We start from the raw sequence: 26,856 nt of genomic DNA on the forward strand, positions 1-26,856 counted from the left end.
TTCATGAGCATCAGGTTTCGAATTTCATTATATCTTGCACTCGTACTTTTGGCGGGAAGTCTTGCGATCACCACCATGAATACGATCACGACGTATTTTAAGCTATCGCAGGATATCAAGGATTCTTCGTCGATGGTCGCGTCCCGTTATGCGTTTGAAATTCAGGACTTTTTCGACCGCGCTCTCGGGGGCCTACGAGGACTTGAGTTTCAACTTTCTCACGCGAGACCGACTCGGGAAGAGACGATCGAAACCTTAAAGGATCTCGCGAAAACCGATCCGAATTATTTCGGAGCTTGGTCCGTTTTCGAACCGGGAAAATTCGATTCGAAAGATTCTCAATACGTCAACAAACAAGGTTATGACGGAACCGGAAGATTCATTCCTTACTTAAACAAGTCCGGCGGCCCGGATAAACCTCTGGTCTTAGAACCGGTCATCTATTACGAAAACCAGGATGCGAGCGGTTACTTTTACAACGTTCCGAAAAAAACGGGGATCGACTTTATCGCGGATCCGTTTGCGTATCCCGTTTCTGGAAAAGAAATTCTGATGATCTCCGTAGTGAAACCCGTGCGCAGAAACGGCGAAGTCGCGGGTGTAGTCGGTATGGACATCACGATGGAGAATATGCAGGAGATGTTGGCTCCGATTCGTCCGTATCAGGGAGAAGGTTATCTGAGTTTGATTTCGCCCGGAGGTTTTTACGCGGCGAACGGACAAAAACCCGAACTCGTCGGAAAGGAAATTCAAGATCCTGAATGGAAAAAACAAATTCTGGAAGGAAGTCAGAAGAAGGATATTCAGATCTACGAACGGGACGGTTCGACGCATTTCTTTTATTCCTTTTTTCTCGGAAGTTACGATAAGAAATGGATTTTGGAAGTCAGCGTTCCGGACAGCATCTTCTGGAAGAATTTATCCAAGATCATTATGGAAACGATCGCTTCTTCCCTGTTTACGATGATCATCATCGTAATCGTATTAAATCTAATATTCCAAAAATTGATTACGAACGGAATCAACTCCGCGATTTCTTTTTCGGAGGAGATTTCTTCCGGTAACTTAATCGTAGAAAACAAATACGAACGTTCGGACGAAGTGGGCAAGTTGCTTCTTTCCTTGGATCATATGAAGAATAATATCAAGAGAATCATTCTCGAGATCAAAGGTTCTTCCGAATCTCTGAATTCTACGTCCGATAAGATGGCGGAATCCTCGAAAAGTTTTTACGACGTCGCACAGGAACAGGCTTCCGCTTCGGAAGAATCTTCCGCGGCGATCGAAGAATTGGCGGCTTCGGCGGAGAACGTGGGCAAGTCCATGGACAAGGCCATTTCTCACATGAAGGACATCGACGGAAACGTGATTCTTTTGAAGGAACAGATCGCAAGAATCAACGAAGAGATGAAATCTCTCGCTTCTCTCGCCGGAGAATCGCAACAACAAGCGACCACCGGAGAAAGTTCCATGAATCAATCCACGAAAGCGATGGATGAGATCGGAGACAGCGCGTCTCGAATCAACGAGATTCTTTCCATCATCACCGATATTTCCGAAAAGACCAACTTACTCGCGTTAAACGCCGCGATCGAAGCGGCCCGCGCGGGGGAAGCCGGTAAAGGTTTTGCGGTCGTCGCGGAAGAAATTTCCAAACTCGCTTCTCAAACCTCCAACAGCGTTCAAGAGATCGGTCAACTCGTGGAATCCACGAACCGAGCCGTGATGAACGGAACGAGCAAGGTCAAGGAAGCGTCGAGTATTCTCGCGAAGTTAAGAAGTTCCGTGGATATGTTCGGAGTTTCGGCGAAGAACGTTTTGGATTCGGTCAACACTCAGGAAAAAAATACGGAGAAGATTCACCAGAGCGCGAGTTCTTTGATGAGTTTCAGTCTTCAGATCGAAGAGGCGGTTCAGGAACAAAAACGAGCTTCGGATGAAATCACAAAAACGATCGTGAGCATTTCGGAAGGAACTCAGGAGATTGCGAGCGGCGCGGACGATCTCACCGGTTTTTCCAAAAACATGCATACGCAGTCCGAAGGCCTTCTTCGTTTGATCAATAAGTTTAAGATATAGAACGCAATCTATCGAACGACCCGTAGGGAGTGAGATTGAGTTGTAGGAAGCGTTCTGCTGAGTTTAACGAGCGATCTGGAGACGACCCACCGAGTCTAAGAGCGAGCGAATCAACGAACAGTGGAGGTCGTGAACGATTCTTTGCGAAGCAAAGAATGGGGACGGGGGAGAATTTTGTGGGAGCTCCTACAAAAAGACGCCGAAAAATACTCTTGCAAATAGTATGATTTTCTGATATAGGAAGTTTGTTCGGAATTTTTCCCACAAGGCCCGCCTCCACCACCCGATTCCGGGCGGGGGCGCGTTTGTTTCACGATAAAGCCGTCGGAACTCCGACAAGATTCTCCGCAAAAAAAACTTGAAAACGCCGTCTAACGTTCCAGCTCCGCAAACAAACGATCCAAAAAATCCTTTTGTTTTTTGCATCGCGGTTCTTTGATTCCGTTTTTCATTTGAAAGACGACTTTCTCTCCTTCCAAAACCTCGAGATTCCAAACCTTCTTTTGCAAAACGGTATGAACATAGGACACGAACGAATCCGCAAAAAAATCGTCGCCGTTCGCCGCGGAATACAAGGTGGGGAAAGAAGTTTTTTCCAAAGGAGGATAAATGTTTTTCCAATTCGAAGCGAGATCGATCGGTCGGGAAGAATAGAATTTCAACTTCTTACGCATCGGAAAATCGGAATCAAAAACAGAATCGTTTTCAGTTTCCCAAACTCCATTCGAAAATTCGAATATACTAAAGTTCCTGTTTCGTTCCCGAAAGTCCGGAACTATCTTTTTCGAAACGCTCAAAACGTGACCGAATTCGTGTAACAAAATGTATTCGATCGCGGTTTCGATCGTATCGTTTTGATCCGGTTCGATTCTCACTCGAACTTGCGCCGCAACGCTCGGAGCAAAGGGAGAATTCTCCTTTTTCGAAATCCAAACGTTCGCTTTTTGAGTGAGCATTCCCGTATCCAAAAAAATCACACCCCCGAGCGCGTTTTCGTTTTCATAAACAAAACTGCTTAAGCCCGTCCCGCCCAAATTCTTACAAAGAATCACCCGAAACAAGGATCGATCGAGTAGGCGATTCACGGAAGCGGGAAGAGAATTCCTAACGGAGCGTAGGCGATTCTTCCAAGGTTCCAAATCGGTTTCGGCGACGGGAGAATCTTCAAAGCCGTCGATCCGATTCATTTCTTTTACGAAATCTAGTTCTTCGGAATCAAGAGAAGTCGCCCGAGTTTCCCAAGTTCCGGAAAGGGAATAACGTTTCGCTTGTGTGATGGGATGATCCGTAAAGAGCCGATAATACGGATTATTTCCCATTAGAGTTTGAGAAGGTTTGCAAAAACCAAGCCCTAAAAGGACGGATAAGATCCACAACTTTCGGAAATGTTTTTCCAAGACACAGACGGGCAATAATTGCATGGAAAGATTTTTCCGGATTCGGGAAAAAAAGTAAACTCCAATCCGATTTGTTTCGATTTTCAAAAAAAAGAGTTCTTCAAACGGAATGGTTTGCGCTAATCCGGGAGCCTCGTAAACTTGGACGACAAAATTCCCGGGGTGGGAAATTCAGAAACGATGAAGTTCTATTTCCTTTTGCCTGTGCTTTTGACCATCGGTCCGCTTCATTCCATGGAAACCAATCCTTGGAGTCTTTCCATTTTTGAAAGAATCATCAACCGAAAACACGTCTCTCATATCGTGATCGAAACGCGCGCGGATCATACGAGAGTCACACTTTTGTTAAACGAACGCTATCCTTATAATTATAAATCCAGATCGGGTTCCTTTTTTATACGAGTACACGACGAAAAGGAAGCCCTGGAAATTTCCGAAAAACTGGATCGCTATTTGGAGTCGGGTTGGAACCTAAAAATTTATCTTTCCGGATCGGAAATCACTCGGTATGACCTGGATAAAACAATTCAGTAAACTCAAATCCGGCTTCTTAAATCCCTTTACGTTTTTCGAAAGGGAATTCAATTACAGCGAAGCCGAGGCCTGGAAGGATCAGACGAGAATCGATCAGTCGTTTATACGACTCGCGTTTCTGCTTCATTTTACGATGTATCCGACTCTCGCAATACCCGAAGTCAGAAATTCGGAACGGGGAGTTCTTTATCTCGGAATCATCTTTCTTATCAACGTGATGAGTTTGGTTCTATCCTTTCAGGAAAAATTCTTATCCTGGGTGATCCAAATTTCGAACATCGTGATCATCTTTTTGATGATGAATCTTTTTCACGAATCCTTTTACCGTTTTCAGGATTTGGAAAGTCTTCAGATCTACAACAATTACTTTTTGCTAATATCGCTGATCGTAATATTCCAGATGTTCCGTTTGAAAAAGGGATCCTGTTTTCTTACGGGGGTCATCGCGATCTTTCTTCATATCTTTTTCGTTTCGATCAAACGAGTGGAACTCGGACTCGACGATTTCCCGAGAATTCTTTTTGTTCCCGACGTAGTCTACGGACTTTGTATCGTGATCGGAACTTCGTCCGTCATTATTGTTAAGCGACTGATTTCTATTTCTTCCGAACTCGATCTCGAATACAAATACATTCAACAGGATCTCACCGTCGCCAAACAGGTTCAGGAGAATCTTTTTCCCGGACGACTGAGCATCAAAGGGATTCGATACGAGGTGATGAGAATCACTCCGAATCATATCGGCGGAGATTTTTTCGACTTCGTTCAACTCCGGGAAGGAAACACGGGAATTTTTCTCACCGATATCGCGGGTCACGGAATCGCTTCCGCGCTTGTGGCTTCCATGGTGAAGATCATGGTTTCCACGATGCCTTATATTTTAAAAGTGCATCCTTCCCGTTTGATGGATTACATAGACGATTCTTTGCAGAAACAATTCCAATCGTATCACGCGTCCGCGATTTATATGTTTTTGGATTTTATTTCCAAAGAGGTTACGTTTTCCAACGCGGGTCATCCGTACTTGATTCACGGTTCTTTTACGAAAGAATTTCACGAGGTCGAAACCGAAGGAGCCATTCTCGGTTTCGGAATCAAAAAGCCGATCGCGGAACAGGTGAAATTTCCTCTGGTGGAACAGGATCGATTCTTCTTATATACGGACGGTCTGATAGAAAACAAGAATCGGGAAGGAAAACTTCTTGGAACGGAAGGCCTCCTTGAAATATTGAATGAGAATCGATTCGAAAAGGATCTCGGCACGTTTAAGGCCAAGGTGCAAAAGGCCGTGGAAAACTTTTTCGGAGACGTAGCACTGGAGGACGACACTCTCTTTCTCATCGTGGAAGTGGAGTAAATTAGAAATGAGTGAAAAATTAATCAACGTAACCAAAGAAGGTCAGATCGCAATTCTTACCATCCAAAGACCATCCGCTCTCAATGCTCTCAACAGAGAGGTTCTGACCACAATCGGCCAAGAAGTGGACGCGCTTGAAAAAGACAAAGACATCCGAGTCGTGATCGTTACCGGAGAAGGAAAGGCGTTCGTTGCCGGAGCCGACATCGCGGAAATGAAGGACTTAAACATCGCGCAAGGGGAAGAATTCTCCAAACTCGGAAATTCAGTATTCCAAAAATTGCATCAATCCAGAATCGTTTCGATCGCGGCGATCAACGGATTCTCCCTCGGAGGAGGTTTGGAACTGGCTCTTGCTTGCGATATCCGAGTCGGTTCCGAAAAAGCGAAGCTCGGTCTTCCCGAAGTTTCTTTGGGGCTCATTCCCGGTTTCGGTGGAACACAAAGACTTGCGAGATTGATCGGCTACGCAAGGGCGATCGAACTCGTCGTGACCGGCGACATGATCACTGCGGAAGAAGGTTATAGAATCGGAATTCTCAACAAACTCGCAAAAGAAGGCGAGGATCTATTAGCTTTTTCTAAAACGATTGCGAACTCGATTCTGAAAAAAGGTCCGCAGGCGATCGAAAGAGTGAAGAAGACGATTCAACAAGGTTTGGACGTTTCTTTGCAACAGGGAATTTCGATCGAAGAAAAAGCGTTCGGCGCTTGTTTCGACGGCGGTCAATCCAAGGAAGGAATGGGAGCGTTTCTCGAAAAAAGACCCGCGCAGTTTTAATCGACGCGCGGATCGGACGTTTTGCAGGAGTTCCTACGATTTTTTAGAAAAACAAGCGCGCCCCCACCCTGAATTGGGCGGTGGAGGCGGGCCTTGTGGGAATTTTTTCGAGGATTCTTCCAATATCAGAAAATTATACTTTTTGCAAGCGTGATTTTTTAGCGTTATCGTAGGAGTTCCTACTTCATTCGAAAGAAAAAAAATTCTATGCAATCATTGAAACGAAAAATTCTATCGTTCCTCTTCGTTTACTTAGCGGTTTCGCATAACGTAATCGCTCGCGATCTCGAAAAAGTCACGATTTACGTGGACGATCATCCATTGGTCGTCGAAGTGGTGAACACACAAGCCGATCGCGCCAAGGGTTTGATGTTTCGAAAAAGTCTCGGAGAAAACGAAGGAATGTTGTTCGTATTTCCCGAACCCGAATACTTAAGTTTTTGGATGAAGAATACTTGGATTCCTCTCAGCATCGCCTATTTCAATCGGGATCGAAGAATCACGGACATCCACGATATGAAACCGAATCAAACTACGGAATTGTATCATTCCAGCGAAAAGGCTTTGTATGCTTTGGAAGTGAACCGGGGTTGGTTCGCAAAAAGAAAGATCGGAAAATACGGCGTGTTAAAAATACCCGATCGGATTCAAGCGGCTCGATAACCGCGGGAATCGGGGAAGAATCTTCCCCGATTGTTTGAAAAAACCCGAACGAATTACAGGGATTCGGAGGAAAGTTTTTCTTCCAAGTCGCTTAACGTTTTGGTATCGACCACTTTTGTGGATTTGAGTTTTCCTTGTTCCGCCATTTTCAAAATCGTTTTCGAACCAACGGTTTCGGAAGTCACAACGATCTCTTCCAACTTTCCGTTCTTTTCAACGAAGAATTTTCCGGGCTCGGAACGAAGAGCGGAAAGAGTCTGTAGACTTCCGTCTTTTTCAGCGGTGATATCGAGTCTTCTACCGAAATCCGTATAAACCAGAGTCAGTTTCTCGCCTTTTTCTTCGAAACTTTTCACGAACTTACCGTCTTGATCGTATTCGTTGTAACCCACGGGATTGCTTCCGGACCAGAACTCGATGAGGTTGAAAAGAATTAAATCGAAGAAGAAACCCACTGCGTAAAGAATGCTGAATGGAAAATACATTACGAGAGTCTTGATGAATTTCGCAAACAATCCGCTCCCGATATTGAAGCTCTCGTTTACATCGTAAACTTTTTTGGTGATCGCGAATTTACCGAAACAATTCGCAAACGAAGCGAGGAAGAACATCGGGACGAGAATTGCTACGATAGCCTTACGAAACTTGGTTAGTTGCATGAAAGGACAACTCCTTAGTCAGAATTTTTGAGAATTGAATCCTTTCCCGAAAATTATGCAAGATTTTTCTTTTTTCGAAAAGGAAAATCGACTTGGACCGGCGCCGAAGGGCAGGTCATAATTCCTTGACCGGAACCGTGTTCGGAAAAATATAGAGGGAACATTGGGAGCGGAAGGTTGCTTTTTCCTACTTTAGAATTTTTCGTATTTTTTATCTTCGTATTCCTGGTTTACTGGTATGTGATTCCGTATTTTTTCGGAAAAGATACAAAGGCTCTCACGCTCTCTCACTTTTTTCTTCTCGTCGTTAGTTACTATTTCTATATGAGTTGGGATTGGAGATTCGGCGGTCTCATTCTTCTCTCGACCGTGATCGATTTCGTTCTCGCGGCCAAAATCCATTCTTCCCAAGATCAAAGAAACAGATTCATTCTCATCACCGTCAGTTTGGTTTTGAATCTCGTATTCATTTTAGGTTTTTTCAAATATTATAATTTTTTTGCGGACTCGATCAATCTGTTCCTCGGAAACTTCGGAATCGAAAACGCGCTTCCGATTCTGCACATCATTCTTCCCGTGGGAATTTCCTTTTATACGTTTCAATCTTTGAGTTATACGATCGACGTTTATCGCGGACAAATTCTTCCGGAAAAAAGTTTTCTACGATTCGCTTTGTTCGTTTCGTTTTTCCCTCAGCTTGTTGCCGGTCCGATCGTGACCGCGAGAACCTTTTTGCACCAAATGAACACGACGAAGAATCTGACCGATATTCAGTTCAGAATCGCGATCCGTTATTTCATCATGGGTTATATCAAGAAGGTGGTGCTTTCGGATAACGTGGCTCCGATCACGGAAAAAATCTACGCACATCCGGAGAGTTTCGGAACCGCCGCCATTTGGCTCGCGGCGACGTTGTTTATGATTCAGATCTATTGCGACTTCAGCGGTTATACGGACATGGCCTACGCGTCCGCTCTTCTTTTAGGATACGAACTTCCCGAAAACTTTCGTATGCCTTTTATAGGAAGAAGCATCACCGAATACTGGAGAAGATGGCATATCACTCTTTCCACCTGGCTTCGAGATTACGTTTATATTTCTCTCGGCGGGAATCGCGCGGGTGTGTTTCGACATAGATTCAATCTTTGGTTTACGATGTTCGTGGCCGGTTTTTGGCACGGCGCGGCTTGGACCTTTATCATCTGGGGATCCTGTCAAGGAACGCTCCTCCTCATCGAATCGATGTATAAAAGTTATAAGGAAAAACACTTTCCGAACTTCAGACTTCTTCCCGAAAAGATCGGAGTTCCGATTCAGATTATTCTTACGAACTTGATCGGAATTTCGGTCGGCACTTGGTTCAGGGCCGAGTCCATCGAGAAAGAATGGATCATGTTGAAACGAATGTTCGTATATACCGAAGGCGGTTTGCGTCCTTATATGTTGAAGACCGGAATTCCGGTGATTCTCTGCGTGATCGTAGCGCAGTGGCTCGGTTATCAGATCTTCGAAAAAAAGAAAGAATGGAATCCGCCGGTCTGGCTCGAGTTTACGTTTTATCCGATCATCGCCGTCGTTCTCGCGCTTTTGACTCCGGACTTGGAACTGCCGTTTATCTACTTTCAATTTTGATTGTGGAGAATTCTCGACTAACAAAACCGCTACGGTCTTCTTTCGGTTTCGGCCGTTTTGGTTTGCGGCGTTCGTAAACCAAACGACGACGAGTTTACGTTATTCGAGTCTTTTCCGCTTTCGAGGATCTTTTCACGGAACCTTTCCTTGATAAAATCCTTCTCGACAAACCGTCATTCCGTTGTAACCCTGATCGATATGTCCGGCAACCCAGATCAACAGCCAAGAAGCCATAGATACTATCCGGGTAGCTACGCCGACTATATCATACAAATCGAATTCGGTTTGATCACGCTTCACGCAAAACTCGGAAACATTTCCGAAACTGGAATCTGTCTTATCTTAAACGGGCAGGACTTGGACGTAACCGAACCCGTACACGGTTCTGTCATCGAAAAGAAATCGGGAAAACGTCTCGAGTTCGAAGGAGATATCGTCTGGGCCGGACCGGAAACCATCGATCACAAAGAGAGATTCGTCTACGGATTGCGGTTTAGAATGCCCATGGTTTTGACGGAAACCCTGGTTTTGATCAATCTTTCTCTACAAGATCCCTGAACCTATCTTTTCGGTCCCAAGTTTCCGGATTGCCATATCCGCTTCCTTCAGGATCTTTGAATCAGGATTCATCTTCTACAAGCATGGAACAAAAACAAATCATTCCTAAGAAACCCACTTTAAGAGAGATCGAAATCGGTCTTCTCAAGAAGATCAAGGAAGGGGACGACGAGGCTTATATCCAACTCGTAAATCCGTTCCGAGAAAGACTCTATCGCAAAGCCATTTCCATGGTGAAGGACGGAGACGACGCCGAGGACATCGTACAAGACGCCTTGATCTCCGGTTACAGATCCATCCGAAACTTTCGCGCCGAGTCCGGCGTTTATACCTGGCTTTATCGAATCGTGGTCAACAAATCCAAGGACTTGTTAGCGAAACGGAAACGAGCTAAAGAGAATTCCATGGACGATAAGGAATATCAGGTAACGGACGATCGGGTCGGATTCGAAAAAAAAATTGAACTTAGTGATGAGTCCAACTATCTAATTAGCAAAATCAACGAGTTGGAAGATCTCTACAAAGAGGTGATCGAACTCAGATACTTCGAAGAAATGTCCTACGCGCAGATCGCCGAAGTTCTGGGAACCAACGTGGGAACCGTAAAGAGCAGGCTCTTTAAGGCGAAGGAGTTTCTCAAACATTTGATTTTGCAAGACGGTAAGGGTGAAGGATACTTTAGGTAAGAAAGATGAAAAGTTTACAGTCAAAATTCAAGGTTCCGCTTTTCCTGCGAAAGGAAGACGGAGATTTACTCAAGATAGAAAATTCGTTAGTGAAAACGATGTCCGAACTCAGGGACAAAGAACTTCGTAGCATAAACCTAAGTGAAGAATTCTCGATCCGATTGAAAAATCAACTCAAGGCAATCCAACCCGAGCGCGAAAACGGATGGGAAAAAATCCGAGAAAACGTTTTTGCAAACCGCGGTCTTCAGTTATCCTTTTCGGCCATTTTGGCGTTTGCGATCGTCTTTGTAGCCTACAACAGATTTCAAAGTTCCGGCGAACCGATTCTGACGGAAAGATCAGGAACCGTATTCGGACAAACCGAAGCGGGCAATTTTCAAGACATTCCTTCTTCCGGCAAATTTCAAACCGAACTCGACAAATCCCTTCTCAAACAGATTCCGAATACGACCGAAGCCAGAAAAACGATCGATTCTTTACGGAAATATTTTTCCGAAAAAGGCGATCTGAGAATGGCGGAAGAATTGGACCTGATTCTCGAGCAAACCCAAGGAAACAATCCTTAAGTCCTATCTCTTAATCCCGTCTTGACGTCTTTGAAAAAAGCCGGGATCGACGGAGTCCAAAATCCTCTTGGACTCCTGATAGATTTCACTGTACTGCATTCCTCTATAAACGTCCAGGATCAGACAAGCGTGTTGTAAGATTCTGCACCGAATCTTAAAATCGTAAAGATCCTTTCTCGAATTGAGAGTATCCTTCAAACGTATTAGATTTTGATAATATCCGAGAATTTCCTTTTCGGAATAATTTCTGGTTTCTTCGAAAATACCCCGTTCCGCCAAAACGACCGGAAGAACTTCCTTTAAATCCGATTCTTCCTGATAGGAACCTTTCAGCTTTTCGATCCAAACTACGATCGGTTCCGATTTTAAAACTCCCAAAGGAGCGGCGGAAGGGTCCTTTAAAAAGGCTTCGCGAAAAAGAATGAGGGCTCTTCTTTCTTCTCCGGTTTGAAAAAGCGACTCGGCTCTCAGATATAAAAATTCGGGAGAATTTCTTTCCACCGAAGAGGAATAATTGAGAATCTCCAACGCGTTTCTGTAATCCCGAAACCGGATCAATTCCCGAATCAGACTCAATAAAGCGGAAGGATCTTGAAAGTGAAGACCTTCTCTTTGAACGGAAATTTTGAGTTGATCCACGGCTTCGGACAAAACGGATTCCGAAATCGCACGAAAGGAAGAATTCCCCGTAAACTTTCGAAGTTCGAACGCGTTTTGAAATTCCGAAAAATATTGAACGAGAAGATGACTTCTTTCACGGCCTTCTTTCGCGTTGTGAATCCGATCCAAACGATTGTCCCAATACGAAGAGATAAAAAATCCCGCGATCGTTTCCGGATTTTCAGGGTCTTCCGCAAGAAGAGAATCGAAGGCCTTTTTGGCTTTGTCGAAATCTCCGTCGCTTAGGTATTGATTGGCTTCTTCGAGTTTTCTGGAAAAGGACATGGAGAATTTCTTTTAGGTCGGAATCCGGCGGATGTTCCACCGGATGATTGTAGATGCGATCGGATCAGTGGGTTGCTTTTTTATCGTGATGTTTGCTGACTTGTTTTACGATTTTGTCTTCCAAGCCGTCGATACAAGCGTAGATATCCTTATTTGAATTTTGAGCGTTGAACTTGTTTCCGTCTCCGTGCAGATTGAGATTTGCGCTCACTTCTCCATGGATCATTTCGAAAGAGATTTCAAAAGACTGAACCGTATGAAGGTATTTAGAAACTCGATCCAGTTTGCTGTCCGCATATTCTTCCGCCGCTTTGGAATGATCGACGTTTTTCCAGTTATAATTTATTTTCATAGGCCGCTCCGAATTGTTTTTTTGTACCGGATAATATGAGACGACGGGGTTTTAGTCAGAAAACTTCAAGATCCGGAATTTCAGGTTAGTCTTGAAAGGAGAAGAGTCAAATCAAAAAAATCCCGCCCTTTCGGGCGGGCCAAGTCAGTTAGAACTAGAGATGGGATGAATTAGTGGGCACAATCCTTGATTATTGTGCGTTCGCAACATTCTCCATATGGATGGAACATGCTTCTTGATACTTTTTGTAAGCTTCTTCTTCCGCGTTTAATGCGGAGTCGATGTCCCCGATTTTCTGATAGATTGAAATAACGTTTTTGATGTTCTCAAGTGCCTGACAAGACTTGCCTTGACGGAACTCGGAGATGGATTTGAGGTAAAGAACCAGAGCGTATCCGGAAGATTCTTTTTCTCCCATCTTTTCACGAACTGTGAGGGATTGGTTGTAAAGATCGATCGCTGAGTTGTAGTCTCTTACTTTTTGTTTGAGGCTACCCAGTGCGCTGAGCTTATTTGCGAGCTGGATTTCATTCTCAGGTGTGAACTTATTAAGCTCTTCCTCGACCTTTTGGGCCTCTGGCATTGCATAAAGTCCAGTAAAAATGCTTAAAAAGAGAGCGATTGTTGCAAACTTGTTCATCTTGTCACCCCTGATTCAGTGTTCTGTCTATATATATGCAAGGGGCGTGCCAGAATTTTAGAAGATTCTTAGATTCTTTCTTTTTTTTCTCGTTTCGCTTGAGGCCTTCCAAAATAGTCGAAATCAAGCATTCTGCCGGATGATCGCGCCGCTTTTTGGAAACAAAAAGGGTGAGGAAAGTCCGGACACTGGGAAACACGGGACCGGGTAATGCCCGGGATTCAATCCTTGAGAGTAATTTCAGGGCAAAGAGTACGGAAAGTGCAACAGAAAGGATACCGCCGTCGAGGAACTCGACGGTAAGGGTGAAATGGTGGGGTAAGAGCCCACCTCCGATTTTGAGAGAAATCGGGAATGGTAAACCCTCCCGGGTGCAATCTCAAATAGGCGGCCTATCAGTCGTTTCCACGGGGCCGTGGGTAGAGAGCAAGGACTCCGATCGGTAACTTTCGGAGCAAGATAAATGATCATCCATCTCCTTCGGGAGAGGACAGAATCCGGCTTACAGGCAGAATGCGTTTTGTTTTCATTAAAAAAAGCGTCTGGCTGAAGGAGCGCAGCGACTTCGGCAGAATGCGTTTTGTTTTTATTAAAAAAGCGTCTGGCTGAAGGAACGTAAGCGACTTCGGCAGAATGCGGTTCGAAATAATTTTTTTCTTTGGAAAGTTCTCGTTATGCCTAAACCGGTTCGTTACTCTTACAGTTATTTTCAAAAGGTCGCTTGGGGAGATATGGATGCGTTTGGACACGTCAACCACGTCGTCTACGCAAAGTATTTTGAAAACGCAAGAGCCAACTACTTTACGGATCTAAATCTCTGGGACACACCCGATCGTCCATCCGAAGGCGGACCGGTAATCACTCATATCGACGTCGATTATAGAAAACAAGTCCGTTATCCGGACACACTGGAAATCACTCTGCAAGTCGACGGAGTCACTTCCCGATCGTTTCATATTTCCTGCACGATGTGGAACGGAGAAGGGGACTGTGTCGCCACCGCAAGCGGAGAATTTCTTTGGTTCAACTTCGCGACCCAAAAGCCGACACAACTGCCAGAGATTTATAAGAATTTATTTTCACAAAGCCAAGTTTCCCAATAAGAATCCGACCGAAACTTTATCCAATTATAAAGCGCACTTCGTTTTAAAATCAGGTCGGTTTAAACTTTAAAAACGACTTGCCAATCCGTTTCAAACGGAGAATTTTTTGCGATCATGTGCGATACATTCGTTGCCACACCTTCCTTTACCGGAACGGGTTCCATGATCTTTGGAAAGAATTCCGATCGCGAACCCAACGAAGCGCAGGCCTTACTTCGAGTTCCTTCCCGAACCGGGGAAACAAAAACGCGTTGTACGTACATCGAAGTCCCCGGCGTTCCTCAAACGTTGGAAGTGATTCTTTCCAAACCCTTTCAGATGTGGGGAGCCGAAATGGGAGCGAACGCATCCGGAGTTGTGATCGGAAACGAAGCGGTCTTTACGAAAATTCCTTTTGAAAAAAAGAATCAAGGTCTTACCGGAATGGATCTGCTTCGACTCGCTTTGGAAAGAAGCAAGGACGCGGAGACCGCAAGAGAAACGATTTTGGATCTTCTCGAAAAATTCGGTCAGGACGCTTGCGGCGGTTATACGAATTCTTCCTTTTATTATCATAACAGTTTTATCATCGCGGATTCAAAGAACGCGTTCGTGTTGGAAACCGCCGGAAAGTTTTGGGCTTGGAAAAAGATAGAAGGTTTTTATTCGATTTCCAACGGACTTACTTTGGAAGACGACTACGATTCGATTCATCCCAAGGCGATCGAGTTCGCTTTACAAAAAGGTTGGATCAAAAACGGAGAAACGTTTTCGTTTCGTAAGGCGTTTTCGGATTCTTTCTTTACCTTTTTCAGCAAGTGTAAGGTTCGCAGGGCGAGGACCGGCGCGATGGGTATATTCAAAAAAGGGAATTTAGACGCGAGGGCCGCGATGGAAATTCTCAGACAAGAAGGGGAGCCGAAAGACAAAACCGATTTTTATCCTTCTTCCTCGGACATGGGTTCCGTTTGTCTGCACGCAACGGGTCCGATTACGCCTAACGGTACGACCGGTTCCTTGGTCGCGGAGTTGAAGGCGGATTCTTCCCAAAATCGTTTTTGGTTTACGGGAACTTCCATTCCTTCGATTTCTCTGTTTCTTCCCGCGGGTTTTCCGGGAACTTCCTTCTTGGAAAAAAATTTCGAATCTCCGGGCGCGGAGTTGGACACTTCTCTTTGGTGGACTCACGAAAAATTCTACCGGGAAATTCAACGTTTGTATCCCGAAGCCAAGCGGCTCGTTCAACCGAGGATCGATTCCTTGGAAGAGGAGTGGTTTCAGGAATTGAAAAAACTCGAAAAGGATGAGAATCCTTCGAAAGGTTTGGATCTTTTGAGCGAAAAGGCGGCGAGAACCGCCCTTCAGGAATATCGTGTTTGGAACGCGAATTTGTTAAACGAACTGAAAAAAAATCAGCCGAAGAAAGTATTCGCGCCCCTTTACAGATTACAATGGTCTTTTTGGAATCAAAAGGCCGGGATCAATGTTTCTTAGCTCCCGCTTTTCTGATTTTCATATTGATCAACTCCACTCCGAGCGAGAATGCCATCGAAAAATAAACGTATCCTTTCGGGATATGAAAGTGAAGTCCGTCCGCGAACAACATCGCTCCGATCATAATTAAAAACGAAAGCGCCAAAACCTTCATCGTCGGATGTTCGTTGATAAAATCGCTGACCGTTCCCGAAAAGATCAACATCACGATCATGGACAAAATCACCGCAGCTACCATCACTTGAAAGTTGCCGGATAAACCGACGGCGGTTACGATCGAATCGACCGAAAAGATGATATCCAGAACGATCAACTGAAGGATCACACCCCAGAAAGAAATTTTTTCCTTTTTGGATTTCGAATTCTCGTCTTCGATCCCTTCTACTTTTCCGTGAATCTCGCTCGTACTTTTGGCGATTAGAAAAAGTCCTCCGCCGAGCATGATCAAATCCCTTCCCGAAACCGAAAATTCGGCGACCGTAAAAAGGGGAGAAGTTAGGGAGGCGATCCAACTGACCGCGAACAACAAACCGATTCTAAAACCGAGGGCCAGGGTAAGACCGAGATTTCTCGCTTTGCCCTGTTGATTTTTGGGAAGTTTACCGGAAACGATCGAAAGAAAAACTATATTGTCGATCCCAAGAACGATTTCCATCAAGGTCAGGGTCAGAATTGCGATCACTGTATCGAGTGTGAGAAGTTCCATGCTGGCAATTAATTTTTCAAAAACGAGGAAATCAATCGATTTACAAGGGAATTTAAGAAGGCATACTGGAAGTATGGAGTTTCTTCCGGAAAGTTTCTCAACGCGCGAAGCGACAGGAATTCATCTGAGAAGCAAGACCATTCTCCCTTGTTTACCTCCGCGCTTAAGCCTTCTCGTATTCTTAAGACATTCCGGTTGTATCTTCAGCCGGGAGGCGATCTCCGATCTCCGAGAAATTTCGGAAATCTGCCTTTCCTTTCCCCCCGTTTTATTTTTTTTCCCCGGAACACCGAACGATTGCGAAAAATTTTTCGAAGGAGTTTGGGAAGACGCTTCGGTCGTGGCCGATCCGAAGACCGAATTCTATCGCGATTTAAACTTGGATACGGCCAATCTCGTGCAACTCGCGGGTCCCGAGGTTTTGATCGGAACCGCAAGAGCCACGTTAAAGGGACATTTTTACGGAATCCCCGGCCGCAATCCTTTGCAGATGCCGGGAGCGTTCTTAGTGGTGCGGGACCGGATCGTTTGGGAACATAGATACAGACATATCGGAGATCATCCCGATTGGAAAAATCTTCCCGGAGTGACCTTGTTGCCCGGCGCAGAGTTCGGACCCGACGTTATGCCCGCTTGAGTACGCGGACCCGTCCTCGGTTCAAAGGAGAACGACTTCGTTTATCAAGTCGTTTTAAATTCTGATCAACGGACCACGGTGACAGAACAGGTCGCGTGATGAACGATCCGATCGGAAACCGAACCCACTAAAAATCTTCCCACGGCGGAAAGACCTCGGGAACCGATCACAATCATATCATAATTTCCTTTAGTAGCCGTTTCGACGATCGTGTCGGCGGGATAACCTTCCAAAACCAATCGATCCCATTGGATTTCCGGCGACTCGTCCAAGGGAGAATGGATCTTTTCGAATCTTTGCTCCGAAATCCATTTCACTCTGTCCTTTCCTTCGGGAGCCTTTTCGTAGTAACCGGGAAGAGGGCCGAATTCTTCCACGACCTCCAAAACGGTGAGGCTTGCATTGGCCGCTTTCGCGATCGCAATTCCCATCTCCAACGCTTTTTTGGAACTCTCTGAACCGTCCACGGGGACTAAAATTTTTTTGATGAATCTTTGCATGTTCTTTCTCTTTGCAAAAAGTGTATCTCTCCCGAAGGTCTTTTCCAATCAAAAAAAGGAGAATTTTAGGTTTTCAAGGTTTGATTTTGATCAATCGGAGAAGGGCCCTTTGTCGAAAAAACTTGGACAAGAAAGACTCCGAACGAATTTTTTTCCGACAATGTATAAAAAATCGGAACAAGATCGTATATTCATAAATTCTTATTTAGAATATAAAAATTCGGGGAACTCGGACGCTCTGATCGAGCAGGCGGGGTTTTGGATCGGGAAAATCGCGACGAGAAAATTCTCCCTGAGCGAGGACGGAAAAAGCGAAGCCCTCATACGATTTATTCAAAAAATTGAATATTTCTCTGAGATTTACGAAAAGGGAAAATATCTGAACTTCCCGGCGTTTGCGATCGTCTTTTTAAAAAATCTGGTTCTCAACCAGTGGAAAAAGGAAATTCAAAACCGCAAACACGAACCCGGCTTTTTGGATCCGGATTCTCTGATCGGGCCTGCGTTTTATTCCTCCGAAATCGAAACGGAAAGTTCCGCACATCGGATCGTTTTAAACGAAATCCTAAAGAACTTCGACCCGAGGGGAGTTCTCATTCTAAAACTCAAACACAATCTATTTCTTGAGAGACGGGAGATTCTTCTTTTAAAAAGTATTCTTTCCGTTTCGGGAAATTCGATCTCCGATTTTTTGAAGGAAAGAATGGAAAAACGATTCTTTGCCCGAAGACGCGAGCTGGATCTTTTGGAGAGAATGGAGGTCTCGCATCAGATTCTTTTTTCCGAAAGAAGGAATGCGCGCGATCGGTCCTCGAAGTCCAAACTGAAATTGAAACGCAAACTTTTGAGAATCGAAACGATTTATACCTATGACGAGATTTCGTTTTGGTTTTCCTGGAAGGCATCCTTTATCAAAAAGTTATATCTTCAAACGATGAACTCTCTGAAAGATGCGGGGTCGGATTTGAAATTCGTCGTGATCCCTGAAGAAGAGGAACAAAAAGCCGCCTAATCCGGATTAACGCGCGTTATCTTTGTGTCAGAAGATCGTCTTTTGGGGAATTCGGTGAAAAAATAATTTCCCGGGGATTTTCTCAAAGAGTGTAAGCAAAAAAAAACGGGTTCGTCTGATAATTGTGGATTGAATCCGTTCGGTCCGCTCGAATGATTGTCTTCGATTTTTCCACAAAGAGTAAAATATGAATCAGTTAGAATCTAGGAAGTTACGTTGGAAATTGACTCTCGGTTTGGAGTTGCTGACTTCCGTTTTGGCGGTGCCCTTAGCGGTTCTTTTTATTATCACCGCGGGCGGTTACGATTTTAACAAATCGATCGCGTTGATCGTCGCTTCCATGATTTCCTTGACCTGTTCTTATATCGTTCCTTCGATCCGATTTTTGTATCTCGGACGGATTCTCTCCAAGTTGAACGATTCGATTTGGTTCTCGCTCAACTCGAAGGAAAAGAGCGAGGTCAAAACGAGAATTCTCAACTTCCCTCTTTCGAACACTTTCTTTTATCTCGTTCAGTGGAGTTTGGGAGTTCCATACGCTTGGTGGCTCTTGCGTATTTTTTTCGTTCCGACTTTTTTGGAATCCTTTCCGTTTTTGTTTCTTCCGTTTATCATCTATCCGATTCTGGGTGTTTCCCATTTTTTTCTCACCGAGTCCAGCTTCGTGGATCTTCTCGAATCCGAAAGGCTCAACGAAGTGCAAGCCGATTCGGAGAAGATGCGGAAGGTCGGTGTTCACGCGCGGATTTTGAGCACGATCGTAGCGATCGCGACTCTTCCGATCGTTGTGTTGGGTTATCTTTTGTTCGAAGAGACTTCGGGTTGGGTCAAACTCGGAGACGTTACGATACCGTTGATTCTTACCTTAGTCTTTATGCTGATCGCGGTCGTCATCGTTTCGTATCAGCTTTCTTCCACGATCCGAAGAAACTCGGAGAATATGATTCAAATTTTCGGAGAGATGTCCGACGGAAATCTCACTCATATTCTTCCGATGGTTTCCAGCGACGAGTTGGGTTCCAACAGTAAAGCCTTGAACGAATTTGTTAAGCGACTTCGTATTATCGTAAAGAGCGTCGTTCGAGAGGCGGAAAAACTTTCGGGAAGTTCCAAGAGCCTCGGAGAAAACACGCGAGAACTTTCCAGAAAGATGCAGGATCAGGCCGCATCCACCGAAGAGATGAGTTCGGGAGTCGAGGAGATCGCGGCTTCGATTCATTCCACTGCGTCCCGTGCGGAAAGTCAGGCGCAGATCGCAAAGAAGGCTCAGTCTTCTCTCGCGGAGTTGGAGGCGAGAATTCGTCAGGTTCACGTCGCTCTTTTGGAAACGAAAGGGGACGCGGATCGTATGAAGAGCGAAACCAGAAGCGGTGAAGAAGCGCTTCAAGGAACTCAAAAAGCGATGGAAGCCATCGAAGAAAGTACCGCAAAGATGGGAGCGACCGTAAACGTAATCCGCGAGATCACGGATCGGATCGGTTTACTTTCTTTGAACGCCGCGATCGAAGCCGCGAGAGCGGGAGAAGCCGGAAAAGGTTTCGCGGTCGTCGCACAAGAAATCGCAAAACTCGGAGAACAAACGCAGGAGAACGCAAAGAGAATCACGGGCGCGATCTCCGAAGCGTTGAACGCGACCAAAAGCGGAAGAGAAGTGATCGAATCCACACAAACCGTCTTTCAAAGAATCGGAGATACGGTCGCGGTTACGTTGGATCGAGTTTCCGAAGTCGCTTCGTTATCGGATTCTCAGTTGACCGCGAGCGAACAAGTGAAGTCCGCGTTTACCGATCTTTCTCTTTCCTCCGAAGAAATCCGAAATCATACGCAGGAACAAGCGCAGACTTCCACCGAATTCTCGAAGACGATCGTAACGATTTCGGAAACGACCGAATTCTTAAATCAAGTCGTGACACAGATCGACGAGTTGGCCGTGAAGTTGAACGAACAAGCAGGTAAACTCAGGTCCGAAGTGGAATTCTTCAAAACCTAAAAAGCGCCGGGTCCGCGGAGTCGGTTGGACCCGGCTAAATACTTTCCATTTATTGAATATTCGAATTTTTGATGATTTCCGCGTAAAAACGGATGATCTCCTCGTAGTTCGAGACGGAAATTCTTTCGTCGATCCCGTGAAACCGTTTTAGATCGTCCGGTTTGGCGCGCACCGGAAAAAAACGATACGCGTTATCCGAAACCGAAGAATAATGGATCGAGTCCGTATAAGCCGATACGAGCGCCGGAGCTACGACCGCGTCCGGAATCGTACGCAGAATCGCGGTCCGAATCGATTCGAAACTTTTCGAGTCCGTCGCCGAAACTTGGGAAGGTTCGATTATCGTTTCGGGAACGACGATCCTCACTCGATCGTCGTTTATGATTTTGGAAATTCTTTCCAAGACGCTCGCATTCGTATCTCCTTGTAAGATTCTAAAGTTTACGGTCGCTTCGGCTTGGGAAGGCAGGACGTTGTCCTTAAAACCGCCGGAAATTTTTGTGATCGCGGTCGTCGTGTGGAGTTGCGCTCTTGTGGAATTTTTTCCGCTCAATCCGGATTCCAAGATTCTTCCGAAAAGCCATAGATTGGAAAAGACCAAACGGGAGCCGATGTTCATGGAAGGGGCCAACCATTCGAACGTGGATTTGGAAACGGGCGTAAGGGAGAATGGAAACGGAGAATTTTCCAGACGGTGTAAAGCGGACGTTAGAATTCCGATCGCCGTTTCCCGAGGAGGCATGGAAGAATGTCCGCCTTCCTTCAAGTCGACGCGCAGACGGACGGTAAGATAACCCTTACCCGCGATTCCGACTAACGCAACCGGTTTGTCGATTCCGGGGATGATGTTTTCGGCGACGATCTGTCCCTCGTCCAAAACGTATTCGAAACGTAGATTCATTTTTTTGAATGTATCCGTGATGGACTTGGCGCCCGAGATTCCGTAGACGACTTCCTCGTCCTGACCCACGGCGATAAATACGCTTCTTTTCGGACGAAATCCCTTTCGTATTAGAATTTCAACGGATTCTAATATGGCAAACAGACTGCTTTTGTCGTCCCAGGATCCTCTTCCCCAAACGAACCCGTCCCGGACTTCTCCTCCGAACGGATCTGCGGTCCATAAATTTTCGGTCGCCGCGTCCACGTCTACGACATCGGAATGTGCGCAGAGTAGAATCGGTCTCAAACTCGGATCGGAACCCTTCCATTCGTAAAAAAAGGAAGAATCTCCTATCTTCGTTTTTGCAAGTTCGGAATTTAAAAGAGGATAACTCGTTTCGATATGTCGGTTTAACGCGAGGAACTGATCCGCGTTCAAGGACGGATTTTCCAAAGACGAAACGGTTTTAAACCGAATCGATTTCGAAAGTCTTTCCACCGCCTCGTTGATCGGAACGATTTCGGTTTCACCCGCTGAAACCGGAGGAGGGACGTTACGAACCCGAAACGTGTTGAAGATACAAACGAAAGCGAGAATACAAAACGAAACGATCGCGATTTGGGTGATTCTTTTCATGGCTCAGTGTTTGAAATCCTTAGTTTGTTTTTCTAAAGCGATTCTTCCGAGAAACATCGAAATCGTCTCGTAGATCGGATCGTTAAAACGATTCCGATGCGCTTGTGCGAGAAGATCCAAATCTTTTTTTCGATACAACTTACCGCGGGCGATCACCGCGTATAAGCTGGATAGATTCTCAAGATTTTTAACCGGGTCCTTGCGAAACACAAGAAGATCGGGAGAAATTCCTTTTTCGATTTGAAAAGAATTTTCGTTCTTTAAGTTTTCGTTCGCGTCGATCGTCGCGATTTTCCAAACGGCTTCCGATGGAATTCCCGCCCGATGAAAAAGAATCATTTCTCTTTGAACCCCGTCTCCCGGAATCACAAAGGGTTGTTGTGCGTCGGTTCCGATTCTGAGCTTCGCGCCCGCTCGGAACAACTTCAAAAGTAGTTTCAACTTTTTGAATAGGGATTTTTCAACGCTTTCGGTGAGATAGGAGGAATCCAAGTTGCGATACGCAGGAATTCCGGAAGAAGGATTCCAAACGACTTCCCTAAAAAAACGAGGCATCAAAAGAACCGAAGGTTGAAGGACCGCGGATTCGTAATCCCGATACAGAAGAAGTCTTTCTGATGCGACTAACGTGGGAGTGTTTGCAATTCCGTTTTTTACCGAAAAATCCACGATGTCGTTTAACAATTTGCCGTCGACGCGGTCCCAATCGGAAACCCGGTTGACCACGTTGTTTTTCAAAATCCATTCGGGCCTTGGAATTCCGTGAAAGTGTTGAACGTCCGGGATCGCGGCTTGTTCGTATGTGAGTCCGAACGGAACATGACCGAGAACCGTTAGGTTTTCTTTGTTCGCCGCTTCGACGACCGCACGAATCATCGGAACGGTTAAGTTTTCGTACGACTTGATACAATCCGCACCACCTTTCGATTTTAAAGTAAGAACCGCTTGAGCCGCTTCCTCCGGAGAATTGACCACGATCGAATTTTTCCATCGCGGAGGTCCGGTGGTTACGAATGCGTCGCAGGAAAAAATTCTCGGACCGAAAAAATCGTCTTTGGAAATTCCATTCTTAGCATACGGAACGCTGGTTCCGTCGATGTCTCCCGCAATACGAAGAGTTGTAACTCCGTGCGAAAGATAAAGAAGGGAGAAGTAAGGAATCAAATCCAGAAGATTGTTCGGCGGTAGATGAGCGTGCATATCCGTCAATCCCGGAGTTACGATCATATTCGCAAATTCGGAGTTAGGCGAACCCGAGGAAGACGCGTTGACGGACTCGATTTTCGCGTTTTGAAATCGAAGATCCAGGTTCGAAAACGAATTCTTACCAGGATCGAACAGACGAACGCCTTCCAAAAAGAACGTCTCTTCCGGTTCCACCGAAGGAGACGGGAGTTTGAAAGAAAAAAAGAAAATCCAAGCGGACAAAGAGAGAAAAAACAGGATGAGATACAGGATCAAATGCAGAACGACTCGTTTCAAAACCGTCTCCTTTAAAAAATGAGGATGTCTCACTTTTTATAAACCAAATAATGAGTTATCCTCATTTTTTGTCAAGAATGATTGTTGAACGATTTCGCAACCATAAAAGGATGACGTTATGGAAGAAGAATCCGTTCTCCAACCCAGAACCAATCCGGTCCAAAAAAGGGCTCGGGAAAAACAGGAAATCATCCTGAATTCCGCCAAGAAACTGATCTTAAAAAACGGACCGGATAAGTTTACGCTTCAAGATATCGCGGACGCGATCGATTCTCCCATCGGAACGATCTATCGTTATTATTCGGGTAAACCCGCGATCCTGCGCGCCATCGCACAAATTCATTTGGACTTACTTCGCACGGAGTTAAAACAAGAACTGGCCGATCTGGGCAAGACCGCGACGGAAGACATTCGGTTTTACAGGATCGTAAAAAAAATTCTCGATCTTTTCGAAAGAGCGTACGACTCCGATCCCGTCTTTCAAATCGTTTGGAGCGGCTCACAGGCCTTTCCGTTGTTGCGCGAATTGGATCTTGAAGACACTCGAAAGAACGCGGAGATCGTGGCTGATGCCTTGGAATGTTTCGTTCCGAGAATGCAAAGAAACAAACTTCAGGACTTATGCGTTCTTCTTTGTGATTCCATCGGAAGCGCTCTTCGATTGACTTCCATGATGGAGTATAAGGAGAAAAAAAGAATTCTCGCGCAACTGCGCGCGATGATCACAAATCATCTGTATTCGGCCCGAAAAAACTTCGGACCGAAAGAATCCAAATGAGTATTATTCCAAAGAATTAGAATATTCTAAATTATGAATGTTTTAACGCGCCTCCGCGGGTTTCGGCGTTTTTAACAAAAGATTGAGTCCTCCGATAATCGTTCCGAAAATCAAACTGGCAACGATCAACGGGATCAGATGTCCGTAATTTCCGGGAATGACGACTAACGCGATGAACCAGGGAAGATTGAGCAATTCCGTGAGTACAATCGAAGAAACGAATTTCGGAATCCCGAGCTCCGCGAGCGAAACCACGGTCCCGCAGGAAAACCAAAACAACATGGATTGGATCAGAATCCAACGGGAAGCGTTCGGGTCCGCGAAAAAAATCAAAAGACCTTCCAATACGGCCGCCGTAACTCCGACGATCGCCGCGTTTCTTAAACGAATTTTGTTTACGTTCATCATTCTAACTAAAAACTCCTTTCGTTTAAGATCGATGAGGTTCGCAGAACGGTAAAACAAAAACGGATTCGAAAAAGAATTTTATAAAAATGGAATGGGATCGTTACGTCTTCGGTTTAAAAAAGAATTTCAAACCTGTCATATTTCGTTTTAAAGAAAAAAAATAAAAATAATTCTTAAAGAATTTTCCAGCCCTTGTCCTTGAGTTTGGTTTTGAAATGGGAAAATTCTTCCTTGATGGAAGCGACGGCCTTGAATCCGGCTTCGATTCCGCGGTTGATCGAACGTGTGAGTTTTTCCGCGCTCGTGGTCACCATCGTCAATTCCTGATACGACGGAGCGATCACTTGAATGCGAACGTCTTTCGGAGGGTGTTTTAAAATCTGAACCGCGCGGTTGTACATCGTATGATGCACTTTCGTAATCATATGACTGAGTTTTTTATCGGAAGGATACGCGAGCCAACCCGAGAACTTGGAAATCGGATTCGAAAATTCGTTTTGATTGGTATTTAAGACAACCGTAATGTCCTTATAACCTGCTTCGATCACTTTCTCCAAAGGAATCGGATCCGCGATTCCGCCGTCTCCGTAGAACTGATCTTCCAGTTTCCATTTTCCTCTCGTTGCGATCGGAAGGGAAGTCGCGGCCTTTAAAAGATTGAGAGCGTTGGAAGCCGAAGCCTTGATGTACTCGGCTTGGAGTTTCGCGAGATTGGTAACGGCGACATAGAGAGGAGGGGCCTCTTTTTTATCGAAGTTCTCCTTGGGGAGTCTGTATTTTTCACCGAAGATAAAGTCTATTAGATATTCCTGATCGAGTACGGTCTTGCCTTTGAAGGGATGCAGAAAGGAAATAAATTTGTTCCCGATCAATTCCTTTTTCCAGATATCCAAGATTCGAATCGATTCCTCGTAACTTTGTTCGTAACCGGTCGCGTAATACGCCGCGGAACAAGAACCCGAAGAAACGCCCACGATCAGATCGAAATGAGTCGAAGGAATGTATTGATGCAACGCGGCCAACACTCCGCCCGCAAAGGAACCCTTCATTCCGCCGCCGGCGACGATCAAAGCCGTGGATTTTTTTCCGGGTTTCGGGAGAATATGGTTATTTCCCGGAAAGAAAGATTTGCCCGGAGTAAAATAAGAACTCATAAGTTCAGATTTTTAGGCTTGAGGATTCTTTCAACGAGGATACCATTTCGGAGATCGTTTTTTGCGAACCGTAACAAAGAAAAAAGATCCGTGATTCAATTCGGTTCCGCTTAAATTCGAAACTCTTTTATAATTCAGGTTGAAAGAGGAAGTTATGCAAACACGTTATCTCCGCTTTCCGAAGTGGAAAAGAATCTTAGAAGTCGCAATTCTGCTTTGTTTGTTCGGCGTCGTATTGAAAAGCGTAAACGCCGAAACCGAGGAAGAAGGTTCGGACAAAAACGCAAAAAAGAATTCCTTCGAACTCATTCTCAAACGCCAAACCTACCAATGGACTCCGTATGATTACACATCTTATACGGAACGTTCTCCTTTGGAAACCTCGATCAAAACCGATTCCGTCAAACAAAATCAAAAAGTTTTGACGCCTTTCGTATTCCGATTCGATCAAAAGGAAAGGAAGTTTCGCGTGGAAATTTCCGCGTATGAAATCGAATTAGCAAATCCGAATATGATCGTGACGCGGACCGGTTCTTCCGGATTCGAAATCGGAAGACAGTATTTGAATCCGATGATCCGATCCGAAGCCGAGTTGAATCTGTTTAAAATTTTCGATCTACACGAGGACTGGAGAATTTTTGCGGGCGCGGGAATCCGAAATATCAACAAATACAAATACGGCTACTATTTGCGGGAAGGAGCCTATGAAGAATATTTCTACACATACGGACCGCAACTCGTCTTCAGAACCGACTATAGAATCTGGGAAAAATTCTTTCTAAGTTTGGGCGCGGATCTTTTTTATACGGAAGGAAATCGTTTTTACAAACCGAAAACGTTCACCCTCGATTCCGTTTCGTTGTCTTCGGGAACGGCCGGTGTTCGAGGAATCTATCGCGGATATGAAATCGACTTCTCCTTCGCTTATCAAATTTCACAGTCTCTAAAATTCTATTTGGGTTATAGTTATATCGATTCTTATTTTAGTTATTACGGGTTCAATCAAACGGATCTACGTTTTGGAAACGCTTCTACCGATCCGTTTCAAATCGGAACGAGTAACACGCAGCCGAATTACAACACATTCCAAATTTCGCATCCGATTTTATCCGGACATAGGGATCTTCTGCGCGGCGTATATCTCGGACTTTCCGTACAATTTTAAACCGTCACGAGCGTTAAAAAAGAATGAGAAAAACTTCGATCCATCCGAAGAGCCGTTTTCAAAGCGATTCAATCCGA

General features: G+C 45.1%; 27 protein-coding genes and 1 other RNA gene. 17 read left to right on the forward strand and 11 right to left on the reverse strand.

The window, feature by feature from the left end:
- Positions 1-3 precede the first annotated feature (3 nt).
- Positions 4-2,079, forward strand: a complete 2,076-nt coding sequence (locus tag LEP1GSC052_RS20480; RefSeq protein WP_010574226.1) for a methyl-accepting chemotaxis protein — start codon at positions 4-6, stop codon at positions 2,077-2,079.
- Positions 2,080-2,450: 371 nt separating this feature from the next.
- On the opposite strand, the gene LEP1GSC052_RS20485 is transcribed toward LEP1GSC052_RS20480, so the two are convergent.
- Positions 2,451-3,500 (reverse strand): hypothetical protein, encoded by a 1,050-nt coding sequence (locus tag LEP1GSC052_RS20485; RefSeq protein ID WP_010574227.1) that lies wholly within the window; start codon positions 3,498-3,500, stop codon positions 2,451-2,453.
- Positions 3,501-3,656: 156 nt separating this feature from the next.
- Between LEP1GSC052_RS20485 and LEP1GSC052_RS20490 the strand changes: the two genes are divergently transcribed.
- From LEP1GSC052_RS20490 to LEP1GSC052_RS20505, 4 genes are all read left to right on the forward strand, one after another.
- Entirely contained in the window at positions 3,657-4,010 is a 354-nt protein-coding gene (locus tag LEP1GSC052_RS20490) for a hypothetical protein (protein WP_040913875.1), read from the forward strand.
- Positions 3,985-5,367, forward strand: a complete 1,383-nt coding sequence (locus LEP1GSC052_RS20495) for a PP2C family protein-serine/threonine phosphatase (RefSeq protein WP_010574229.1) — start codon at positions 3,985-3,987, stop codon at positions 5,365-5,367. Before LEP1GSC052_RS20490 ends, LEP1GSC052_RS20495 begins: the two co-directional genes overlap by 26 nt.
- A gap of 7 nt (positions 5,368-5,374) precedes the next feature.
- Positions 5,375-6,148: an enoyl-CoA hydratase-related protein gene (locus LEP1GSC052_RS20500; protein ID WP_010574230.1), complete on the forward strand. Its 774-nt coding sequence runs from the start codon at positions 5,375-5,377 to the stop codon at positions 6,146-6,148.
- 207 nt (positions 6,149-6,355) lie between these two features.
- Positions 6,356-6,811 carry a DUF192 domain-containing protein gene (locus LEP1GSC052_RS20505; protein ID WP_020986860.1) on the forward strand — a complete coding sequence of 152 codons (456 nt, stop codon included), beginning with the start codon at positions 6,356-6,358 and terminating at the stop codon, positions 6,809-6,811.
- A 53-nt stretch (positions 6,812-6,864) separates the two neighbouring features.
- Here LEP1GSC052_RS20505 and LEP1GSC052_RS20510 read toward each other — a convergent pair whose 3' ends face one another.
- On the reverse strand, positions 6,865-7,470 hold the full coding sequence (locus LEP1GSC052_RS20510; RefSeq protein ID WP_010574232.1) for a DUF3332 domain-containing protein: 606 nt from the start codon (positions 7,468-7,470) through the stop codon (positions 6,865-6,867).
- 177 nt (positions 7,471-7,647) lie between these two features.
- Between LEP1GSC052_RS20510 and LEP1GSC052_RS20515 the strand changes: the two genes are divergently transcribed.
- From LEP1GSC052_RS20515 to LEP1GSC052_RS20530, 4 genes are all read left to right on the forward strand, one after another.
- A complete protein-coding gene (locus tag LEP1GSC052_RS20515; protein WP_010574233.1) occupies positions 7,648-9,102 on the forward strand; it encodes an MBOAT family O-acyltransferase in 1,455 nt (484 codons plus the stop codon).
- Positions 9,103-9,300: 198 nt separating this feature from the next.
- Complete coding sequence (locus tag LEP1GSC052_RS20520) at positions 9,301-9,660, forward strand: PilZ domain-containing protein (RefSeq protein ID WP_040913877.1); 360 nt, start codon at positions 9,301-9,303, stop codon at positions 9,658-9,660.
- Positions 9,661-9,743: 83 nt separating this feature from the next.
- Positions 9,744-10,346 carry an RNA polymerase sigma factor gene (locus tag LEP1GSC052_RS20525; protein WP_020986867.1) on the forward strand — a complete coding sequence of 201 codons (603 nt, stop codon included), beginning with the start codon at positions 9,744-9,746 and terminating at the stop codon, positions 10,344-10,346.
- A gap of 5 nt (positions 10,347-10,351) precedes the next feature.
- Positions 10,352-10,915 carry an LIMLP_12425 family protein gene (locus LEP1GSC052_RS20530; protein WP_010574235.1) on the forward strand — a complete coding sequence of 188 codons (564 nt, stop codon included), beginning with the start codon at positions 10,352-10,354 and terminating at the stop codon, positions 10,913-10,915.
- 3 nt (positions 10,916-10,918) lie between these two features.
- On the opposite strand, the gene LEP1GSC052_RS20535 is transcribed toward LEP1GSC052_RS20530, so the two are convergent.
- The 3 genes from LEP1GSC052_RS20535 to LEP1GSC052_RS20545 form a co-directional block, all read right to left on the reverse strand.
- Complete coding sequence (locus LEP1GSC052_RS20535) at positions 10,919-11,860, reverse strand: tetratricopeptide repeat protein (RefSeq protein WP_010574236.1); 942 nt, start codon at positions 11,858-11,860, stop codon at positions 10,919-10,921.
- A gap of 64 nt (positions 11,861-11,924) precedes the next feature.
- Entirely contained in the window at positions 11,925-12,212 is a 288-nt protein-coding gene (hpf, locus tag LEP1GSC052_RS20540) for a ribosome hibernation-promoting factor, HPF/YfiA family (RefSeq protein ID WP_010574237.1), read from the reverse strand.
- A 190-nt stretch (positions 12,213-12,402) separates the two neighbouring features.
- Positions 12,403-12,852 (reverse strand): tetratricopeptide repeat protein, encoded by a 450-nt coding sequence (locus LEP1GSC052_RS20545; protein ID WP_010574238.1) that lies wholly within the window; start codon positions 12,850-12,852, stop codon positions 12,403-12,405.
- 127 nt (positions 12,853-12,979) lie between these two features.
- On the opposite strand from LEP1GSC052_RS20545, the gene rnpB reads away from it, so the two are divergent.
- The 3 genes from rnpB (at position 12,980) to LEP1GSC052_RS20555 (ending at position 15,428) form a co-directional block, all read left to right on the forward strand.
- An RNA gene (gene rnpB / locus LEP1GSC052_RS20800) (RNase P RNA component class A) lies at positions 12,980-13,373 on the forward strand.
- Between the two features lie 153 nt (positions 13,374-13,526).
- Positions 13,527-13,955 (forward strand): acyl-CoA thioesterase, encoded by a 429-nt coding sequence (locus tag LEP1GSC052_RS20550; protein ID WP_010574239.1) that lies wholly within the window; start codon positions 13,527-13,529, stop codon positions 13,953-13,955.
- A gap of 114 nt (positions 13,956-14,069) precedes the next feature.
- On the forward strand, positions 14,070-15,428 hold the full coding sequence (locus tag LEP1GSC052_RS20555) for a peptidase C69 family protein (RefSeq protein WP_020986874.1): 1,359 nt from the start codon (positions 14,070-14,072) through the stop codon (positions 15,426-15,428).
- Here the strand turns inward: LEP1GSC052_RS20555 and LEP1GSC052_RS20560 are convergent.
- On the reverse strand, positions 15,415-16,134 hold the full coding sequence (locus LEP1GSC052_RS20560; protein WP_010574241.1) for a TerC family protein: 720 nt from the start codon (positions 16,132-16,134) through the stop codon (positions 15,415-15,417). The genes LEP1GSC052_RS20555 and LEP1GSC052_RS20560 overlap by 14 nt on opposite strands.
- 73 nt (positions 16,135-16,207) lie before the next feature.
- On the opposite strand from LEP1GSC052_RS20560, the gene LEP1GSC052_RS20565 reads away from it, so the two are divergent.
- Positions 16,208-16,771, forward strand: a complete 564-nt coding sequence (locus LEP1GSC052_RS20565) for a SelL-related redox protein (RefSeq protein ID WP_020986869.1) — start codon at positions 16,208-16,210, stop codon at positions 16,769-16,771.
- A gap of 65 nt (positions 16,772-16,836) precedes the next feature.
- Here the strand turns inward: LEP1GSC052_RS20565 and LEP1GSC052_RS20570 are convergent, their stop codons facing one another.
- Positions 16,837-17,271: a universal stress protein gene (locus LEP1GSC052_RS20570; RefSeq protein WP_010574243.1), complete on the reverse strand. Its 435-nt coding sequence runs from the start codon at positions 17,269-17,271 to the stop codon at positions 16,837-16,839.
- A gap of 160 nt (positions 17,272-17,431) precedes the next feature.
- Here LEP1GSC052_RS20570 and LEP1GSC052_RS20575 point away from each other — a divergent pair, with 160 nt between their 5' ends.
- Together LEP1GSC052_RS20575 and LEP1GSC052_RS20580 are read left to right on the forward strand one after the other, a co-directional pair.
- On the forward strand, positions 17,432-18,283 hold the full coding sequence (locus LEP1GSC052_RS20575; RefSeq protein WP_040913878.1) for a hypothetical protein: 852 nt from the start codon (positions 17,432-17,434) through the stop codon (positions 18,281-18,283).
- A 187-nt stretch (positions 18,284-18,470) separates the two neighbouring features.
- A complete protein-coding gene (locus LEP1GSC052_RS20580) occupies positions 18,471-20,273 on the forward strand; it encodes a methyl-accepting chemotaxis protein (protein ID WP_010574245.1) in 1,803 nt (600 codons plus the stop codon).
- 49 nt (positions 20,274-20,322) lie between these two features.
- On the opposite strand, the gene LEP1GSC052_RS20585 is transcribed toward LEP1GSC052_RS20580, so the two are convergent.
- Both LEP1GSC052_RS20585 and LEP1GSC052_RS20590 read right to left on the reverse strand, forming a co-directional pair.
- Positions 20,323-21,792 carry a M20 family peptidase gene (locus LEP1GSC052_RS20585; RefSeq protein ID WP_010574246.1) on the reverse strand — a complete coding sequence of 490 codons (1,470 nt, stop codon included), beginning with the start codon at positions 21,790-21,792 and terminating at the stop codon, positions 20,323-20,325.
- A 3-nt stretch (positions 21,793-21,795) separates the two neighbouring features.
- On the reverse strand, positions 21,796-23,274 hold the full coding sequence (locus LEP1GSC052_RS20590; RefSeq protein ID WP_010574247.1) for an amidohydrolase family protein: 1,479 nt from the start codon (positions 23,272-23,274) through the stop codon (positions 21,796-21,798).
- A 118-nt stretch (positions 23,275-23,392) separates the two neighbouring features.
- Here LEP1GSC052_RS20590 and LEP1GSC052_RS20595 point away from each other — a divergent pair, with 118 nt between their 5' ends.
- Positions 23,393-24,052, forward strand: coding sequence for a TetR/AcrR family transcriptional regulator (locus LEP1GSC052_RS20595; protein WP_010574248.1), 660 nt, complete (start codon positions 23,393-23,395; stop codon positions 24,050-24,052).
- 42 nt (positions 24,053-24,094) lie between these two features.
- Here LEP1GSC052_RS20595 and LEP1GSC052_RS20600 read toward each other — a convergent pair whose 3' ends face one another.
- Both LEP1GSC052_RS20600 and LEP1GSC052_RS20605 read right to left on the reverse strand, forming a co-directional pair.
- Positions 24,095-24,457, reverse strand: coding sequence for a hypothetical protein (locus tag LEP1GSC052_RS20600; protein WP_040913880.1), 363 nt, complete (start codon positions 24,455-24,457; stop codon positions 24,095-24,097).
- 176 nt (positions 24,458-24,633) lie between these two features.
- Positions 24,634-25,614: a patatin-like phospholipase family protein gene (locus LEP1GSC052_RS20605; RefSeq protein ID WP_010574250.1), complete on the reverse strand. Its 981-nt coding sequence runs from the start codon at positions 25,612-25,614 to the stop codon at positions 24,634-24,636.
- 154 nt (positions 25,615-25,768) lie between these two features.
- Between LEP1GSC052_RS20605 and LEP1GSC052_RS20610 the strand changes: the two genes are divergently transcribed.
- Positions 25,769-26,779 carry an LA_2444/LA_4059 family outer membrane protein gene (locus LEP1GSC052_RS20610; RefSeq protein WP_020986866.1) on the forward strand — a complete coding sequence of 337 codons (1,011 nt, stop codon included), beginning with the start codon at positions 25,769-25,771 and terminating at the stop codon, positions 26,777-26,779.
- The last annotated feature ends 77 nt before the right edge of the window (positions 26,780-26,856 follow it).

The sequence above is a fragment of the Leptospira kmetyi serovar Malaysia str. Bejo-Iso9 genome, assembly GCF_000243735.2.
Taxonomy (GTDB): domain Bacteria; phylum Spirochaetota; class Leptospiria; order Leptospirales; family Leptospiraceae; genus Leptospira; species Leptospira kmetyi.